We start from the raw sequence: 17500 nt of genomic DNA on the forward strand, positions 1-17500 counted from the left end.
ACGTTGAGCCTCTGAACTCGGAAGTTGCACCTTTTTACTCGAACTTTGAGCCTCTGAACTCGGAAGTTGCACCTTTTTACTCGAACTTTGAGCCTTTGAACTCCAAAAATAAAGCTCAGAACTCGAAATGTCGTGCTTTTAACTCCAACATCCAAATTCTGAGCCTCAATGTTGCATCTTTTAAGTGCAAGTACTGAGCTATTATCTACAATGCTGCTTTTTGAGACTTGGATTTTCCAGATTTACGAGCAAATCGTTGTCCAATTTCTACAACCACTGCATCTAAACCCGCGCCTTGTCCACTGGCTTTAGCGTAGTTATACACCTGTAAGGCGGCTGCATAAGCTTCACTACCAACTGCAAGAGATGTATCATCCACCAATTCTTGTAACTGCGTCAACGACAACAGCACCGGATACAACGCTTCAAATAATTGTACGTCCTTCCGCATCTCTTCTAAGTCGAACGATCGCGGTAAAAACTCTGGATTCTGCGCCGCCACCTCTAATGCTTTGCTGACAAAGGCTCGACTCTTATCTCCCATCTTGGGTAAAGTCTTACGATCGTCGGAACTCAAATCAACTAAAAATGGTAGCTTTTCTTTAATGGTGGTAATGGCTTGCAACACAGCATCTCTGTCTGTTTGTGCCAATGTTGCACTAATTGGGGTCGTAGACATAGAAATCACTCTCCAGTAAGTTTCTTTAATCTAGAGTTCCCATCTATACAACTCAAATTTCAATGTGTAGAGCAAAGTCAATCGTATACACTGTATTAGACTTCTTGCATAAGTCGGGAAAAGGGTAAGGGGGAAGGGGGAAAGGTTCTGTATTATCCCCTTCCCCTTTAACATGAACCCCTTTTTTCCCTCTTGCAAAAAGTACTTTTGCAAGAGGTCCATTGCCTTAAGCTTCCAACGAACGGCATTTATTATGCCTCACGTTACCTTAACAGTGTTGTTGTTTTTTGAACAGTGACAATAACAAACACACGAGTCCCATCACTACCAATGGCACTGAAGAAGCAGATTCTGGGACAGGTTGAGGGTTTTGCACAGGCTGATAATTGATGAAATTCCCTTGAATTGGGCTGAGTGATGCCAAAAGTTGTTGAATATCGCTAGATATATCAATATCATTACCAACACTTTTAGAAGAGATGAGGCGGTTAAAGGTTTGGCTACTCGATTTATCAAAATCTCCTGTGAACCCAAGAAAATTTTTACCTATTTTACCTATAAGAGAGTCAATCAGATTGTTAACATCAGTTTTGATCCCTAGAGGGGATAACTTTAAACTGCTGAGATTATTGACGTTTCCAATTTTTGTGTTATCAGTCTTTGCTAACCAATTGCCGTTTCCAATAATTTCATTTCCATTGGTAAAAACCCAGTTACCATTACCAATAATTGTGTTATCAGTACCAAAGTCCCAATTGCCGTTTCCAATAGTTGCGTTGTCGCTGCCGAAGTGCCAATTACCATTACCTAATGTTGAATTATTACTTCCGTCATCCCAATACCAGTTGCCGTTACCAAGGGTTGTATTACTCTTTCCAAATAGCCAGTTGCCATTACCAATAGTTGCATTGTCATTATTAAAGTTCCAGTTTCCATTGCCAATGGTTGCGCTGTTACTGCCATAATCCGAGTTAAAATTACCAATAGTTGCGTTATTATCACCAAGGTTCTTGTTACCTTTACCAACCGGTGCATTCCCCTCATTAAAGGTTTGGCTACTAGGATTAGATGTATTCCCAGCGTTACTAAAGGGTAAATTATTACCAAGGACTTCTTTCAATGGATCGAAAGGCGATTGTTGAAGCAGACCTCCAGCACCTGCGATCGGGTTATCACCACCTGCAAAGGGGTTTCCACCGCCTGCAAAAGGGTTTTCACCGCCTGCGATCGCATTACCACCACCTGCAAAAGGGTTTCCACCGCCTGCGATCGGATTACCACCACCTGTAAATGGGTTTGCATTACCTCCACCTGGAATCGCATTACCACCGCCTACAAACGGGTTACTTCCTCCTGCAAATGGGTTACCTCCTCCTGGAATCGCACTACCGTTACCTGCAAACGGGTTAGTAGCCCCACTTGGAATCGCATTACCGTTACCTGCCAAAGGGTTAGTAGCCCCACTTGGAATTGGATAACCACTGTTTGCAAAAGGATTACTACCTCCTGCCAATGTGTTGTCAATATCCTTGAAAAAGTTATCACCTAAAATTGACTTTAATCGATCAAATATTAATTTCTGAAGCCCACTGCCAGCATCGCCTGCAAACGGATTAATACCGCCACCTGGAATGGAATTGTTACCGTTACCTAATAACAGATTGCTACTACCCGTCAACAGGTTGCCTTCAGTAGACAAATTGACATTGGGAGCAAAAGAACTAACGCTGTTAAGGACACCTGCATTTAAAGGATTAACTCCACCATTAAGGGGATTGACAACAGACTCTTCCATTGGCACTATTTTTCCTATTATTAGTTAAAAAGGTTATAGGATCTTCAGTACTTCTTATACCAATTGTGAATTTACTAAACCCAAATCTATTTAATAATAAAGGCTTTAATCATCTTACTGTCAAATTAGCAGGAAGTATTTCTCAAATCCTTACCTGTAAAAAGTTTTAGGGCGTAAAATAGCAAACTAGTACAATAAGGCGGAAGGTACATCACCGATAATACACGCTTTTGAGTTTTATCGAATTGTATGTTTATTTATGCCAAGCTGCACTAGCATACTATGTACTGAAGAACTCATTATTGTTCTCCTCTATTTATCTGCTGATTTTCACAAGGATTCTATTAAGCGAACGAAATTTATCGACCGCCAAATACTTATGCGCCACCGGCACCGCCAGCAAATGGGTTACCGCTACCAAATGGGTTACCACCACCGGCACCGCCACCAAATGGGTTACCACCACTGGCATCGCTACCAAATGGGTTACTACCAGGGTTACCACCACTGCCATTGCCACCAAATGGGTTACTGCTACCAGCACCGCCACCGACACCGCCAGCAAATGGGTTACCGCTACCGACACCACCAACCGATTCCTTGTCAAGCTTTGAGTTAACTAGGCTGTCAATAGTAACCCTCAAATCGAACCCGTTCGGTATTTCACTTGTGCTAATACCATAGGTCTGGCTACCAGTACCTTGGTTACTACCACCTGCGGGTGGCTTCTCAGCACCTGCGAATGGGTTATTGGCAGCAGCACCGGTTAAAGGGTCGCTGCCACTACTTTGCTTACCATCGCCTGCGGGTGGCTTACCACCTGCGAATGGGTTATTGGCAGCAGCACCAGTTAAAGGGTCGCTGCCACTACCTTGCTTACCACCACCTGCGGGTGAGTTACCAGCGACTTTGGATGGATTGACACCGCCTGCAAAGATATTCCAGAAGTTGTCGCCAGCGAAAGGATTACCACCATAGGCTAAATCAGCTTTACTGCTATCGGTAGCATCACTACCAGTAGCACCGCCACCAAATGGGCTACCACCACTTTCTCCTTTACCAACACCACTGAATATTTTGGGAAGGTCTTTCTCAGGGATAACTTCTTTTAAGCGACCGAAGGGTGATTGTGCAAATTGTCCAATCGCATCGTTCCCACTAGTAGAGGGCTTACCGCTACCACTATTACTTGAATTGTCTGCCATTAGAATTAATCCTCGTTATTGTTTTGATAAAAATTTTGCTAGCATCGCAACATAAAATAAACAAAGATTAAGTCTGCTTTGTGACTTTGTTGGTTGTTTTATTGTTAGCAAAGCTAGTTGGTAGCTACTAGATTATTTGGTTATCTCTATTAAGTGTAGATAACAAACCTTTCATAAATGCTACTTTCACCTACAATTTATACGAGTTAATTTTGAAAGACAATGAAAAATACTTTGATAAATATATCAAAATTTTAGTTATTTTTAGATAGAACTGAAAAAGTTAACTGATACGTTTGTATAATAAATTTAAATTTGGTTAAATATTATATTGCAATAAACAATCTTTTGATAAATTTGCCAAATTTTTAGATACTTAATTAATTTGCGTTTAACCGGGCTTCTATTACTTTTAGCCGATGTAATCTCGCCAGACTGATATTAATCAATAGCACAATTTACAACACACTGCAATACGTTGCATGATATTAAGTAAGTCGGTGATAAAAAATAAAGCAATGCAACAAACTATAAGGTTAGAAAAGAGACTATAAGTAAATAGTTTCAAGGTTTTTATAAAACTCAACATACCTTAGTTTTATCATGCCTACTTACCTAACACTACTACGAAGTACAGCAAAAAAAGCTTTAAAGAATTACTTCAGATAAATCAGCAAATTCAATCCCGGAATTGTGCGGGAAAGTGTCCACAAAACTAGCGTGATGTAGATTACACCCAAACTCCATTGATACCAAGCAAGTGCAGAGACGATACCAGGTAGGTGTTCGTCTCGCAGTCGAATGTCGTTAAATCCTAATTTAACTAGGTTGTTGAGACTAAAATCATAGTAGTTGAGCCAGTTCCAACGGCGATCGCACAATAGAGGCATATATCGTTCCCGAAATGTCTGATTCCTTGGTATGACTGGCAAACGTCCAATCAACAATCGTAATTGGCGGAATGTCCCGTCTTCTGTAAAGTAAGAAACATCCATTAAATCGTGATAACGACCTTGTTGGTAAAGTCGGATCAATAAAGCTATTGGGACGGGGACAATAATTATTAAAAGACACCCCAATGTCAGCCAAGGTTGTTGAGCATTACGAAAGATGGCTAGTAAGCTCAATAATTCTAAAACGCTAAAACTCACAAATATCGAAATGGTTTCGTAAAATGTGGGAATAATTGGTACAGGATGCAGCCGACGATAACGATCCACTAGCCAAAATAGTAAGCCGAAATAAGCGATCGCAACTCCTCCCACACCAAAGACTAACCAAAAATTCGTACCATAGCCACTCAACAACAGCAGTACACTCAACCCCAACCAACTCCAAGCTTGCAGTAACCATCCAATGATCGAAAGAGGTTCACCAACAATTAAGCGCTTACTCAGTTGTGTGTATTTTTCTAAATCGATATCTGCTAAGGTCAGTAACTCACTGCTATTGCGAAACGATTTTATCAGACGACGTTGGGCGATCGCTTCGGCTTGAGTTGCAGAAAAACCCAGATTAATCAAACTTGCGACGGATGCGCTATTAATATTTGTAGCTGTCAAACGGCGACTCATTTCTACTAATCGGAGTTGTTGTTTTGTATATTCCAGTTCATTAGCATCGGCAACTTGTTGTTGCTGACGAAAATTTTGCCCCAAATTCCGCAAGATGTTTTGATTACCTTGCAATGTAGGGATGCAGAACATCTTACCAATCTGACCCGGATTGCCTAAAATTTTTGCTTGGTTAGAGTTAAAAGTTAAACCGGGTACGCTTAAACAAGCTTCTGGAGAAAACCTCGCATCGCTAAAATCTGCTTGGTTGAGAATGCTTGCACCTTGCAAATTTACCGATTGATTAAACTCCACTTCTCGAAATGTGACAGCTTGCTCAAAAGTTGCTTCTGTTAAAAGGAGGAACTGATTAAAATTTGCTTTATTAAACTGGGCTTGATTCGCAAAACGGACATTAGAAAAATCAGCATTATCTCGCCACTGCCCACTATTGAATTTAGCTAACTGCTTAAAAGTGGCTTGGTTGAAGTTAGCAGTTTTTTCAAAAATACTGCCTTGAAAATCAGCAGTTTCTTGAAATTGAGTTTGTTTAAAATTAGCTTTTTCAAAAAAAATACTGCCTTGAAAATTGCTTGGTTGGTTGAATTTAGCACTGTTAAATTTGACGGGACGAGCAAATCTGGTTTCGTTCCAATTAGTGGATTGAAGAAAAGTTGCACCTAGGGCATCCACAGACTGAAGAAAAAATGTATTGGAAAACTTCATTTCGCCATTGAAACGAGTTTGCACTAGTGTCAAGACACCACGAAAAACGGCGATTTCACTGGATGGAGTTGATTGTGTTCCTAACAGCGATCGACAATCTTTGGAGTTCGTGAGTGACTCTAGACAAACGAAGCGCAAACGTTCTAGTTCTTTTTGTTCGGGGACGCTGAAAATTGAAGCGATCGCTTGGGCGTATAAGGGGGTTCTTAAACCTAAATCGCTGCCTACAAAATCCCCTAAAATTAGGGTATAGCTGAGGTCTAAACCCAGAGGTTTTGCATTTAGTCCTTTTCGCATGAGTTGATAAAAGGCATCACGAAAGCTAGCATTTTCTGGGCGCAAATCAATCACCATTTTCTGCAAATCTACGGTCAAATTGCCTTCGCGGAGTGTAGGTGTGCGTAGACGTTCTTGTAATAATTCTAGAGTTAAGGGTGTGCGTTCTGGTTGCGTTTGTGCTGCTGAAGTAGGTAGGGGGAGGAGGAGAAGAAGTAAAACGCAAAGGAACGCAATCGCAAAGCGTCTCGCAGAGAAGGGAAGCGCAGAGGGACGCAGAGTGAAGTTTTTGGGTATCTTTGCGTTTAACCTCTGGGTGTATCTATGTTTAAAAAATAAATTATGCAAATTGTTCGATCAATCGTCGCTAATCAGTAGAACAATTTTACCTGTCACAGAACCGCTTTCGATTAGTTGGTGCGCTTTAGCGGCTTCTTTTAAAGGAAATTTGTGACTAACATGAATTTTTAATTTGCTTTCATCGATCCAGGTGGCACATTGTTCGAGAATTTCTGCCTGGTGCTGGAGGCTTTCTTCTAATCCTAGTAACGCTGGTGTGAGCATTAATTCTAAACCAATGCGGAGATTGCGTTGTCTAGCAGTTTTCCAAACAGTGTTGGCATCTGGTTCGAGAATCGTCACAATATCACCATATACTCGCACTGCGGGGAAGGTTTTGTGAAAGGTTTCGCCGCCTACGGTATCAAAAGCCAAGTCTACGCCTTCGCCGTTAGTCCAATCTAATGCTGCTTGTACAAAGTCTGTTTGTTTGTAAAAAATTACATGATCAGCACCTAATTGTTTGACGAAATTAGCTTTTTCTTCAGAACCGACTGTAGTGGAAACAGTAGCACCTTTAAGTTTTGCTAATTGAATTGCTACATGCCCGACACCACCAGCACCTGCATGAATCAAAACTTTTTCGCCGGGTTCCAATCGTCCTCGTTCGTATAAAGCTTCCCAAGCGGTGATTAACGCTAAAGGCGCTGCTGCTGCTTCAGCAAAGGAAATAGACGTGGGTTTACGTGCTACAAACCGCTCATCCACAACGGTATATTCAGCATAATTACCTTGGTGTGCGCCCAATCCACCATAGCAAAAATATACTTCATCACCTGGGCGAAAACGCTGAACACTAGCACCTACCGCTTCGACTATACCAGCACCATCACATCCTAAAATTGTCGGTGTGCGATCGGGGTAGAAAGTGCCTCGGCTACGAAGTTTAGTGTCAATGGGGTTAATACCAGCCGCCACCAAACGCACTAAGAGTTCACTATTACCTACAGGAACACTAGGGTTTGGCACTTCCTGTAGTTGCAGAACTTCGGGACTGCCAGCTGCTGTCATCAAGACTGCTTTCACAACTCTTTCCTCCTGGCTTTAAATGCACGTTTTTATGTAACTTTAGCGCAAGAGGGTAGACACAAAGTTATATCTGATTCTTAAATACGCTTTGTACGTACTACGAACTCATCAAAATTAATGAGACAAACCACTAGGCTTACTCTGTGTAAGGTAATATGTTACATTAATTGTGCTAGATGTCCTGCATCTGTGAGCTTGGTATTATGGAGATATAATGTTGCTCAATTGTTGCTTAATGCGATCGCCTACGGTAGACGGTTACGCCATCGCAAAAAGTATTGCTAAATCATTGTAATAATATTTAACATGAGTCTAGGTTGTGTAATTTAGATTAACTATTGGAGAGAAAGTATCTCAGAGTTAGTAGAATGACAAATACAAGGACGCAACTCTTTTATGGATTAGTTACTCTAGAACTGTAGACTATGTTTTCAGTCCTGAGTTATTTTTGTATTTTGCCTCTGAGGCATACCAATCAAGACCACACCAAATCCTTCATTAAGAGCTCCCACAAATCATAATGCCTGTGATTGAGAAGAAAAGAACTCGCGATCTGCCCCAAATTAACGAACGAATCCGCTACCCGAAAATTCGGGTAATTGATACTGATGGTGCCCAACTGGGAATTATGCTCCCACAAGAAGCACTACAACTAGCAGAAGAGAAAGAGTTAGATTTGGTGCTAATTAGTGACAAAGCTGACCCGCCAGTTTGTCGGATTATGGACTACGGGAAATATAAGTTTGAGCAGGAGAAAAAGGCGCGGGAAGCCCGGAAAAAGCAGCACACGGCTGATGTCAAAGAAGTTAAGATGCGCTACAAAATAGAAGAACACGACTACAACGTGCGTGTTAAGCAAGCAGAGCGCTTTTTGAAAGATGGCGATAAAGTCAAAGCTACTGTCATGTTCCGGGGTCGAGAAATTCAACACAGCGACCTAGCAGAAGATTTGCTTAAGCGAATGGCAACTGATTTGGAGCCATTTGGGGAACTGCAACAAGCGCCTAAAAAAGAAGGGCGAAACATGATGATGCTCATCTCGCCTAAAAAATAATCCTCTAACTGTATTAATAGACCAAGTTTGAAAATCCCCTGGCTTAAAGTTAGGGGATTTTTTGATGTTTCGTTTCCATGCAACATGCGCCCAAAGCAGTGAGGTTGTATAAATTTATCTAAAATCGATAATTCTGAAGGCTAAGTGGGAAACATAGTACTCAGTTGCCCTTTGTTATTTCCTAGAGATGGGGGAGATGAGGAAATATTTTCTTCTTCTGCTCCCCTGCTTCCCCCGCTCCCCATTACGCGGTGATACTACCAGAAAATAAAACTGCATGGAACTGAAAAATTACTGGTTGGCTCCAAATAAAGTTGCTTTACCACGCCTAAGACTACTACAGTGGGTGAATCTCCGGCCAGAGGAGAGTGAACGAACTCAACTCATGTTCTTTTTTTACACAACTGTATGTGTAGGATTGCGGTGGGCAGAGGACAGTACTGTGGCGCTGTTTTTGGACGAATATGGGACTCATTTACTGCCGTGGATGTATATTGCCAGTGCCGTTATGAGTGCAGCACTAGTTTTTTTATACTCTTGGCTGCAAAAGATTTTTCCTTTGCGTCGGGTGATTGTAGCGATCGCCCCTTGCATGTTGATGCCATTACTATTATTAGTTGTATTACGTTGGGGAGCGCATGTTTCATACCTGGCAGTTATTTCGGCATTTGTGCTGCGGCTGTGGGTAGATGCACTTTATGTAGTCAATGACCTTAATACTTCTATCGTTGCCAACCAAATATTTAATATTCGGGAGATTAAACGGACTTACCCATTGGTGAGTAGTGGGCTTTTAGTCGCAGATGTGATTAGTGGCTTTAGTTTGCCTTGGCTATTGCAATACACCACGCTGAATAAGATCATCTTCATCGCTTGTATAATAATTTTATTAGGGTCGGGGATTTTATTATATTTAACTCATCAATATCGAGCAGCTTTTCCTGAAACGCCACAAAAACTAGTTACTGAAGAACAAGCTTCACGACAGCGTTTTATTAAAAGTCCTTTGAAGCGATATGTTTGGCAACTGTTTGCTTTTGTCGGTCTATTGCAAGTCATTGGGTTATTAATAGATTTTCAATATCTACGTGAACTTCAATCTAATTTGGGCGACCGAGAACTTGCCAGCTTCTTAGGTCTTTTTGGTGGGACATTAGGACTGTGTGAGTTATTGTTGCAGTGGTTTATTTCCAGCCGAATTATCGAACGGATGGGGGTATTTTTTACAGCGACGCTTTTACCTATTACCGTAGGCTTTTCACTACCAGGAGTGCTGGTATTATTTTATTTAATTCCCGCTATCCAATCACAAAGCTTTTTTTGGGGTTTAGTAATTGTCAAATTCTTTGATGAACTTCTACGCTACACCTTTGTCATGAGTAGCGGCCCCATCCTGTACCAACCAATTCCAGAGGCAATTCGCAGCCGGATGCAGACTTTATCTGGTGGAACTGCCGAAGCGATCGCTACAGGTTTGACAGGAGTGCTAATTTTTGCAACTATATTGTTTTGTGGACAGTTTATACCCGTACCGTTGCAAAAGTGGGTGTTAGTAGCAGAAACAATGCTGATAACTGGCACCTGTTTAAAAGTAGTTTGGGAATTGCGATCGCGCTATGTTGAACTGTTAGTCTTGAGTGTGGCACGGGGCCAGTTAAGTGCAACCAATGTAGGCTTACGATTCTTCAAGCAAGGTGTAGTCAAAGCCTTGGGAGAAAAAGGCAGCGAAGCAGATAAACGCTCTTGTATTGAACTTTTAGCCCAAATTGATCCCCAAGGATGTGCGGAAGTTTTAGCACCTTTATTAGTCAAGTTAACCCCAGATTTGCAGTGCCAAAGTTTGGAAGTCATGCTGACAGCAGGTGCAAATCCCGCTTATCTAGCTGCTATCCGTCCTTTGCTAGAACAACCCCAAGAAACTAACTCCGAAGTTTTCGCCCTAGCGCTACGCTACGTTTGGCTAGCTGAACCAAATCCCAATTTAAGTATCCTAGAAGAATACCTGAACCCCCGGCATAACTCGCTCATCCGCGCCACCGCCGCCGCTTTGGTTTTACGTCAGGGAACGCCTATGCAGAAGGTAGCAGCTACCCAAACTATGCGCCGGATGTTGACTCATAAGAAAGAACGGGAACGAGTAAATGGAGTCAGGGCGCTTAGAGAAGCAGTTTATTTACAGGCGTTGCGAATTCACATTCCGAATTTATTACAAGATGAGTCGTTACGGGTGCGCTGTGCCGTATTGGAAATGATTGCAGCAACCCATTTAGAAGAGTACTATTGTGCATTGATAGCAGCACTTTATTACAAATCAACCCGCACTACAGCAATGTCAGCTTTAGTCCGGCTAGAGAATGAAGTTATAGAGATGCTGTTGCGGGTAGCTACCAATATTTACAAACCAGAAGTAGTGCGAATGTACGCTTGGCGTACCATTGCTCAAATTGGTACTCAAGAAGCATTGGAGATTCTATGGGAAAAATTGGAAACATCTTGGGGTACAACTAGGGATCATATTCTTCGCAGCTTACTAAAAATACACAAACAACCAGGAATTAAAGGTTTAGTAGACCGATTTTATGAAAGTCGGGTAGAAAATTTAATTGAGCAGGAATTGAAGTTTTTAGGTGAGATTTACGCTGCATATATAGACTTGAAAACACTAGACGAAAAAGCAAATCAGCAATCTAGTGAGAGGATTGTGATTGTCTCTGAGTTATTGCAACGCGCCCTTTTAGAATTGGAATTGGATGTTAAAGAGCGGCTGTTACTGCTATTGAAACTGCTTTACTCGCCAGAAAAGATGCAGGCAGCAGCATTTAATTTGCGATCGCTCTCAGTGGTAAACTTAGCGCGAGGGTTAGAAATCCTAGAGCATACCATAACTTTGTCTTCAAAATCTCTGTTGCTGAATATTTTAGATAACCGACCACTGCCAGAAAAATTGCAACATCTGGTAGAAGCTAAAATCATAGAATATGAAAATATGATAGTTAGCGATCGCCTCCACAGATTGCTGACGTTGGGTAACTTCCTTTCTGACTGGTGTCTAGCTTGCTGTTTTCATTTTGCTCAAGTAACTCGCACGCCATTGACAAGTTCTGAAATTTTGGTGTGTTTGCGTCATCCAACCGGCTTTGTTAGAGAAGCTGCGATCGCATATTTAAACATGGTTTCACATCGTGTTCTCCGACAAATCCTCCCCCAGTTAGAAAAAGATCCACATCCTTTGGTAGCTGCTCAAGTCAAAGAGTTACTCGAAAAATACCAGTTTAATAATTAAAATTTATAGCCTTATTAGTGCAATTACCTCTAACTTCTTACCAAAGAAAATTTGATTCCTCCCTGTGGAATGTAGTACAACCTGTCACGGAAGTTTATCATGTGTTCACTGATATGGATGCTATTAAAACTAAATGCTGGTGACAAGAAATGACTAATAATCAACAACTTGCTTATCGTCTGATTCAACAAGAGCATATAAAACGTCTAGGCACAGGCGAATTAGTCCTGCTCCGTAATCGCCGTCAGCAAAAGCCTGTTGGGATAAATCCAAGTTTTACTAGTCGGATTCTAAACACAATTGCGGTTGCCTCTATTGCCAGTACTTGCTTATTTGGGATAGGCACGCTTTCGTGTTGGGGCTTAGAGATTATTGAGGCGAACACAAAATCAATTTCCCTCAGTAAAGAGCATGAATGGCAGACAAGAAAACATATCTGTTTGGGCTGGATGCTTGTTGGGTTTTCCAGCTTTGTTGCTAGTGCCTCGTTAGCTGAAAAGCCTCAGCGACAAATTAATGAATAGACTAACTGTTAAAGACTCGTTTATTCATTAAGCAAACAACAGCATTTTAAATATGAAACTACCTCAAATGATTGTCACAACAGTGGCAGCAATCACTTTTGGATATATCGGTTCCCAATACTTCACCAGAAATATTATGTATATCATAGGCGGTGGAATGGTTGGGGTTGGTGCAGTAGCATACGTAATCCCGTCCAGAACCAAACAACAGCCAACCCAGACACAACCGAAGGAGCCTGCGGAAACTACTCGCCACTGAGCGCCGTAGTTCTTAGATGGGAACAAATGCTCAAAAAATTAATGAATGCTCATTGCAGCCAGTCTATCTGCAACTGACCCTGTTTCTGTCACTGCTTTGTTTCGTGAACTGGGTGTAGATAGTCGTCTTGTCACCTTAATGGAAGGCGAAAGCTTGTTAAATGATGGCATGGCTGTAGTTGCCTTTGGTTTTTTGTATGCAGAATTTGTCAAATCCGGTCGGTTAAATAAAGAATTGGCATCTATGCTTGAAGATGTTTTGTAGTTAGTCGTAACATAACAATCTTAAATAATTCGCGATCAACAAGATCCCCGACTTTGTAAAAGTTGTCGGTAATCTGCGGGTTGCAATTTTCACAAGTTTGAATTGCGAATTGCGAATTGCTTTAATCCCCCTGCGGATGCTCATCCCATAAAGTTGTCAGTTCTCGTAAACTCTGATGAGCGCCATTACCTAAAATTAGATGATCTAGTACCGGAATGCCCAAAAGCTGCGCCCCTACTAATAACTGACGCGTCAATTCTATATCTTCCTGGCTGGGTTCAAGGTTTCCAGAAGGATGATTGTGGGCAACTATTACCCGCGTTGCACCTTGACGAATAACTTCCCGAAAAATATCGCGAGGAGAAGCTAGGGTTTCGGTTGCTGTGCCAATGGTAATTATTTGTGTACCTAATAAGCGATTTTTAACATCTAAAAGCACCACTGCAAAACGTTCTTGTATTTGCCACATCAAATCTTGACTGAGGGTAGCAGCAGCAGCAAGTGGGCTATCAATTAATGTGCCATCATTGGGGCGAGATTGAAAGGCGCGTTTACCCAATTCAATTGCTGCTAAGATACTTGTCGCTTTCGCTGGGCCAACACCAGAAATTTGCATCAACTCAGCAGGGCTAACTTCTCGCAAAACTACCAAAGGATCGCGTTGGTGTTTGCCTAATTCGCTCAAAATATATTGTCCCAAACCCACGGCTGATAGTTTTCCTGGCCCCTGACCGGTGCCTAGAAGAATTGCGATTAACTCTGCTGTGGCTAAAATTTTTGCACCATGTGTCATTAATCGCTCACGCGGACGCTCATTTGTAGGTAGGTCGGCAATTCTGAGGCAATAGGTCATAAACTAAGATAATCATTACCACACATCAAACTATCTTTAGTTATCCCTTGTTTGCTCTAGAAATTATCTTAATTTGAAAAAATCTTTAATCTTTAGCAATTTTTTCCTTTCAGCACATCTTGCCTTCACAAAAATAATGGTCATCAATAGCAAGCTGTTACACCTAGAGTTAGGTGGCTTTATCAACTATGCTGTTATATGTGTGGTAATTGAGATTAGATAAATGTTAGTTTACCTAATATAATTCAATAATCTGTCATAAATCTCCGATATGAAACTCAATATCCGTGACGGATTTCATTTAACTAGCATTTACCCCACAGATAAAACTGCTTACTTAGAACATTTCAACGATAGAAGTATTTCTTATACAATTCCTGTCATTCCCTATCCTTATACAGAAGCTGCCGCAGATTGGTGGATACAGCATAGGCTTGAGTTTTTGAGAGAAAATGGAAGAGAAATATCCTTTGCACTTCGCAACCCTGAAGGTTATTTAATTGGCTCAGTTGGTGTAGATGACTTAAAAGTTGGACAAGCACATAGAGCAGAGATTGGCTATTGGCTAGCTAAAGCATATCGTGGGCAAGGATTAGCTACTGATGCGCTCCGTGTTTTTGTTAAGTACGCGTTTGATAATCTTGAAGTGATTCGCCTAACTGCTCATGTTATTGATTTCAATACCGCTTCAGTAAAGGTTTTAGAGAAAAACAGATTTAAGCTAGAAGGGTGCTTAAGGCAACATACGAAAACTCAAAACGGTATATTCAATACACTTGCCTACGGTTTGCTTAAAGGCGAGTGACAGCAGCCTAAAACCTATAGTCTAGATTCTTCATTGTGCTTCTCTATGAGAGGCTTCACTCAGAATGGCAAATTATACCTTCTTGGACTTTCCAAACATCTTCTGAAGTTTGAATAGCGTCAGCAAAGGGCGTAGTTTACCGCCGTAGGCATTGCATAATTCAGCAGCCCAACAAAACACTACATGCAATCGCAAACCCTGTAAATCCCTTCATTTTCACTGCTCACTGATAAATTTGCGTTGCTTTGAGCATGTGGTAGGTAATGATCAACTGAGTCAAAGCGAGAGGATAACTTTGGAGTGTTTCTCCAGTTGTACCAGCAATTTTTCCCAGTTCGGGATTACTTTCGCGATCGCAAATACTTCGTAAATGGGGCATATCAGAACAAATGATATGCTCTAGCTTATTCACCTGGTCTAAGGTTGCATGACCATCAACTTCTAAAACATCCACCGGCTTACTCATATCTCTGTCTAGTCCCAGGCGGATTGCTGAGTCAGAATTACCATAGCCAGAGTTGACAATCTGAGTAAAATCTGGATGGGGAATTGTTGGACGTAGTACCAAACGCACATTCAGGTGTCCATTGGTTTCATCATCTTCCCCGGTGGGTGGGTAGAAACTGATTACTATATCAGACCATTGTCGCTGCGGACGGATAAACTCTGCTGAGTCTGGTTCGCGTTTTTCTAATTCTGCTAGTACCTGTTCTGGTGTGTAGCCGCGCTTTTGTGTGTCTCGCTTAACTTTCCACTTAGAGCGTAGTTCTTCAGGCGGTGCTAGGTAAACTTTCACGTCGTAACAATCGCGGGCACCACGCGTAGAATAACCGAGTAATCCCTCAATAATCACGAATTTATTCGGCTTAATATACTGCGGTGGCTCGAATGTGCCAGTTTTATGGCTATAAACTGGTTTAAGAATTGGCTGTCCTGTGCGTAGCAGCGACAGGTGTTGCTGCATAATATCTAAATGGTTGCAGTCTGGGTGGAGGGCAGTGATGCCAATCTCTGCACGCTGTTGGCGATCGTAACGGTGATAGTCATCTGTGCATATCAGCGTCACATTTTCTGGGCCGAGTACCTGAGCGATTCCTCGCGTTAGTGTTGTTTTCCCAGCAGCGCTGTCGCCTACAATACCAAGAATTATTGGACGGCTCATCATACCTCCCAGAATACAAGCAAGTTTAGTAATAAAATTTCCCTACAATAGTTTTTATTCTAGAAGGGTTTAGGCAAGTAACTCAAACAAAGGCTTGGTATGCAATATCTCTACATATATAGAATGTGTGTGCGATGCCTACGGGAGTAAACTACGCTGTTGGCGCAATAATGACAATCTACCTTCCTTTTAGAGTTATCTGTACGCATAATGAGCGATGTAAAAGTAGATTGTAATTTTAGACTTTTCTTGCGGAATCCACTCTCAGCCGTAGATACTCAATTTTGATACAGGTATCCATCACTACGTTGAGTCCTGCTTCTGTTGCTTTTTGTGCTGATGATTGATCCCAGATACCCAATTGCGCCCACACAGTTTTAACGTTGATCGAAATTGCTTTATCTACAATTGCTGGCAAGTACTCAGAACGCCGAAACACATTAACAATATCCACAGGTTCTGGTAATTCCTGAAGTGCAGCATAACTGGATTGACCGTCAATTTCTTTAATTAAAGGGTTGACGGCATAGACTTTGTAGCCAACTTGCCGCAAAAATTGGGCGATTTGATAGCTGGTACGATGGCGTTTATCAGAGTAACCCACAACAGCGATAGTTTTGGCTTGCGTTAACACCTTAAGCAAGAGGTTATCATCTTCTTTGAGGTTTGGCATGATCTAAATATCCTGAGCGTAGGCGCAGCCCGTCGTAGACATCGCTTTGATCATTATACTGAGTTGTATTTAAAGATAATTTTGACTTCTAAAAAATCCTTGGCGAGTATCAAAGACTCATTCACAAGTTCATAATCCCCAATTTTATGACAACTCAAACACTAGGACTCGAACAAAACCTTTATGACTATTTACTATCAGTCTCTTTGCGAGAAGCGGAAATCTTAACCCAACTGAGACAGGAAACAGCCCAGTATCCAATAGGGAGAATGCAGATTGCTCCCGAACAGGGGCAATTTTTGGCATTATTGGTGCAGTTATTGGGAGCTAAAAAAACTTTGGATATTGGGGTATTTACAGGTTATAGTTCTTTGGTGGTAGCATTGGCGTTACCGAGAGACGGTAAAGTGGTAGCCTGTGATGTGAGTGATGAATTTACAACGATCGCTCGGCGCTATTGGCAGCAAGCGGGAGTGGCGGATAAAATTCAACTGCACATTGCCCCAGCTTTGGAGACTTTGGATCGGCTACTAGCAACCAAAGAAGCGGAAACCTTTGATTTTGCTTTTATCGATGCAGATAAGAGCAACTATGATGGTTATTATGAGCGATCACTACAATTAGTGCGTCCCGGGGGACTGATTGTGATCGATAATGTCCTCTGGTCAGGTAAGGTTGCCGACCCCCAAGTGCAAGATAATAGAACTAAAAAGATTCGTGCCTTTAATCAAAAGCTGCATCTTGACCAGCGAGTTAGTCTGAGTTTAGTAGCGATCGCAGATGGTTTGACTCTGGCACTGAAGAAATGAGAAGTCCTGCTGAAGAGAGAATTCAGAATTCAATATGCTTAGGTTAGCGCCAAAAACCTTGAAATGTGTAGGTTGGGTTAAGCAAAGCGCAACCCAACCTACAATTTTCCACAAAGCCAAGCGTATTGATTCAGAATGTTTGAATTTAGAATACCCCAGTAGTCAAGTCAGGGCTAAGAGTCACAAAAAAAAGAATTTAATATCACGCGCGT

At 41.7% G+C, this 17500-nt stretch carries 15 protein-coding genes and 1 pseudogene; 8 read left to right on the forward strand and 8 right to left on the reverse strand.

From position 1 onward, the window contains the following. The coding region (locus tag RMZ43_RS11765; RefSeq protein ID WP_428850721.1) for a hypothetical protein at window positions 1–197 on the forward strand (197 nt) is incomplete at its 5' end. A gap of 8 nt (window positions 198–205) precedes the next feature. Here the strand turns inward: RMZ43_RS11765 and RMZ43_RS11770 are convergent. From RMZ43_RS11770 to RMZ43_RS11790, 5 genes are all read right to left on the reverse strand, one after another. Further along, complete coding sequence (locus RMZ43_RS11770; protein ID WP_322652683.1) at window positions 206–679, reverse strand: hypothetical protein; 474 nt, start codon at window positions 677–679, stop codon at window positions 206–208. A 268-nt stretch (window positions 680–947) separates the two neighbouring features. After that, entirely contained in the window at window positions 948–2474 is a 1527-nt protein-coding gene (locus RMZ43_RS11775) for a hypothetical protein (protein WP_322646634.1), read from the reverse strand. 377 nt (window positions 2475–2851) lie between these two features. Then, window positions 2852–3679 carry a hypothetical protein gene (locus RMZ43_RS11780; RefSeq protein ID WP_322652684.1) on the reverse strand — a complete coding sequence of 276 codons (828 nt, stop codon included), beginning with the start codon at window positions 3677–3679 and terminating at the stop codon, window positions 2852–2854. Between the two features lie 656 nt (window positions 3680–4335). Further along, window positions 4336–6582, reverse strand: a complete 2247-nt coding sequence (locus tag RMZ43_RS11785) for a pentapeptide repeat-containing protein (RefSeq protein WP_322652685.1) — start codon at window positions 6580–6582, stop codon at window positions 4336–4338. Between the two features lie 9 nt (window positions 6583–6591). Further along, the gene (locus tag RMZ43_RS11790) at window positions 6592–7599 is read right to left on the reverse strand and encodes a zinc-dependent alcohol dehydrogenase family protein (RefSeq protein WP_322652686.1); all 1008 of its coding nucleotides are present in this window, start codon (window positions 7597–7599) and stop codon (window positions 6592–6594) included. 523 nt (window positions 7600–8122) lie between these two features. On the opposite strand from RMZ43_RS11790, the gene infC reads away from it, so the two are divergent. From infC to RMZ43_RS11815, 5 genes and pseudogenes are all read left to right on the forward strand, one after another. After that, window positions 8123–8656, forward strand: coding sequence for a translation initiation factor IF-3 (infC, locus tag RMZ43_RS11795; RefSeq protein WP_100898496.1), 534 nt, complete (start codon window positions 8123–8125; stop codon window positions 8654–8656). Window positions 8657–8933: 277 nt separating this feature from the next. Further along, window positions 8934–11939: an MFS transporter gene (locus tag RMZ43_RS11800; protein ID WP_322652687.1), complete on the forward strand. Its 3006-nt coding sequence runs from the start codon at window positions 8934–8936 to the stop codon at window positions 11937–11939. Between the two features lie 149 nt (window positions 11940–12088). Further along, window positions 12089–12463, forward strand: coding sequence for a hypothetical protein (locus tag RMZ43_RS11805; protein ID WP_322652688.1), 375 nt, complete (start codon window positions 12089–12091; stop codon window positions 12461–12463). A 52-nt stretch (window positions 12464–12515) separates the two neighbouring features. Further along, window positions 12516–12722 carry a hypothetical protein gene (locus RMZ43_RS11810; protein WP_322652689.1) on the forward strand — a complete coding sequence of 69 codons (207 nt, stop codon included), beginning with the start codon at window positions 12516–12518 and terminating at the stop codon, window positions 12720–12722. 45 nt (window positions 12723–12767) lie between these two features. Next, window positions 12768–12923 (forward strand): annotated as a pseudogene (locus RMZ43_RS11815) (cation:proton antiporter); the annotation flags it as partial. 184 nt (window positions 12924–13107) lie between these two features. Here the strand turns inward: RMZ43_RS11815 and radC are convergent. Continuing rightward, window positions 13108–13839 (reverse strand): RadC family protein, encoded by a 732-nt coding sequence (radC, locus tag RMZ43_RS11820; RefSeq protein WP_322646643.1) that lies wholly within the window; start codon window positions 13837–13839, stop codon window positions 13108–13110. Between the two features lie 271 nt (window positions 13840–14110). Between radC and RMZ43_RS11825 the strand changes: the two genes are divergently transcribed. After that, window positions 14111–14644, forward strand: a complete 534-nt coding sequence (locus tag RMZ43_RS11825) for a GNAT family N-acetyltransferase (protein WP_322646644.1) — start codon at window positions 14111–14113, stop codon at window positions 14642–14644. 223 nt (window positions 14645–14867) lie between these two features. Here RMZ43_RS11825 and RMZ43_RS11830 read toward each other — a convergent pair whose 3' ends face one another. Beyond that, window positions 14868–15806 carry a phosphoribulokinase gene (locus RMZ43_RS11830; RefSeq protein ID WP_322646800.1) on the reverse strand — a complete coding sequence of 313 codons (939 nt, stop codon included), beginning with the start codon at window positions 15804–15806 and terminating at the stop codon, window positions 14868–14870. 238 nt (window positions 15807–16044) lie between these two features. After that, the gene (locus RMZ43_RS11835) at window positions 16045–16479 is read right to left on the reverse strand and encodes a CoA-binding protein (protein ID WP_322646645.1); all 435 of its coding nucleotides are present in this window, start codon (window positions 16477–16479) and stop codon (window positions 16045–16047) included. Window positions 16480–16625: 146 nt separating this feature from the next. Here RMZ43_RS11835 and RMZ43_RS11840 point away from each other — a divergent pair, with 146 nt between their 5' ends. Beyond that, entirely contained in the window at window positions 16626–17288 is a 663-nt protein-coding gene (locus RMZ43_RS11840) for a class I SAM-dependent methyltransferase (protein ID WP_322646646.1), read from the forward strand. Window positions 17289–17500 lie beyond the last annotated feature (212 nt).

The organism is Nostoc sp. CmiVER01 (assembly GCF_034531135.2).
GTDB lineage: Bacteria > Cyanobacteriota > Cyanobacteriia > Cyanobacteriales > Nostocaceae > Nostoc.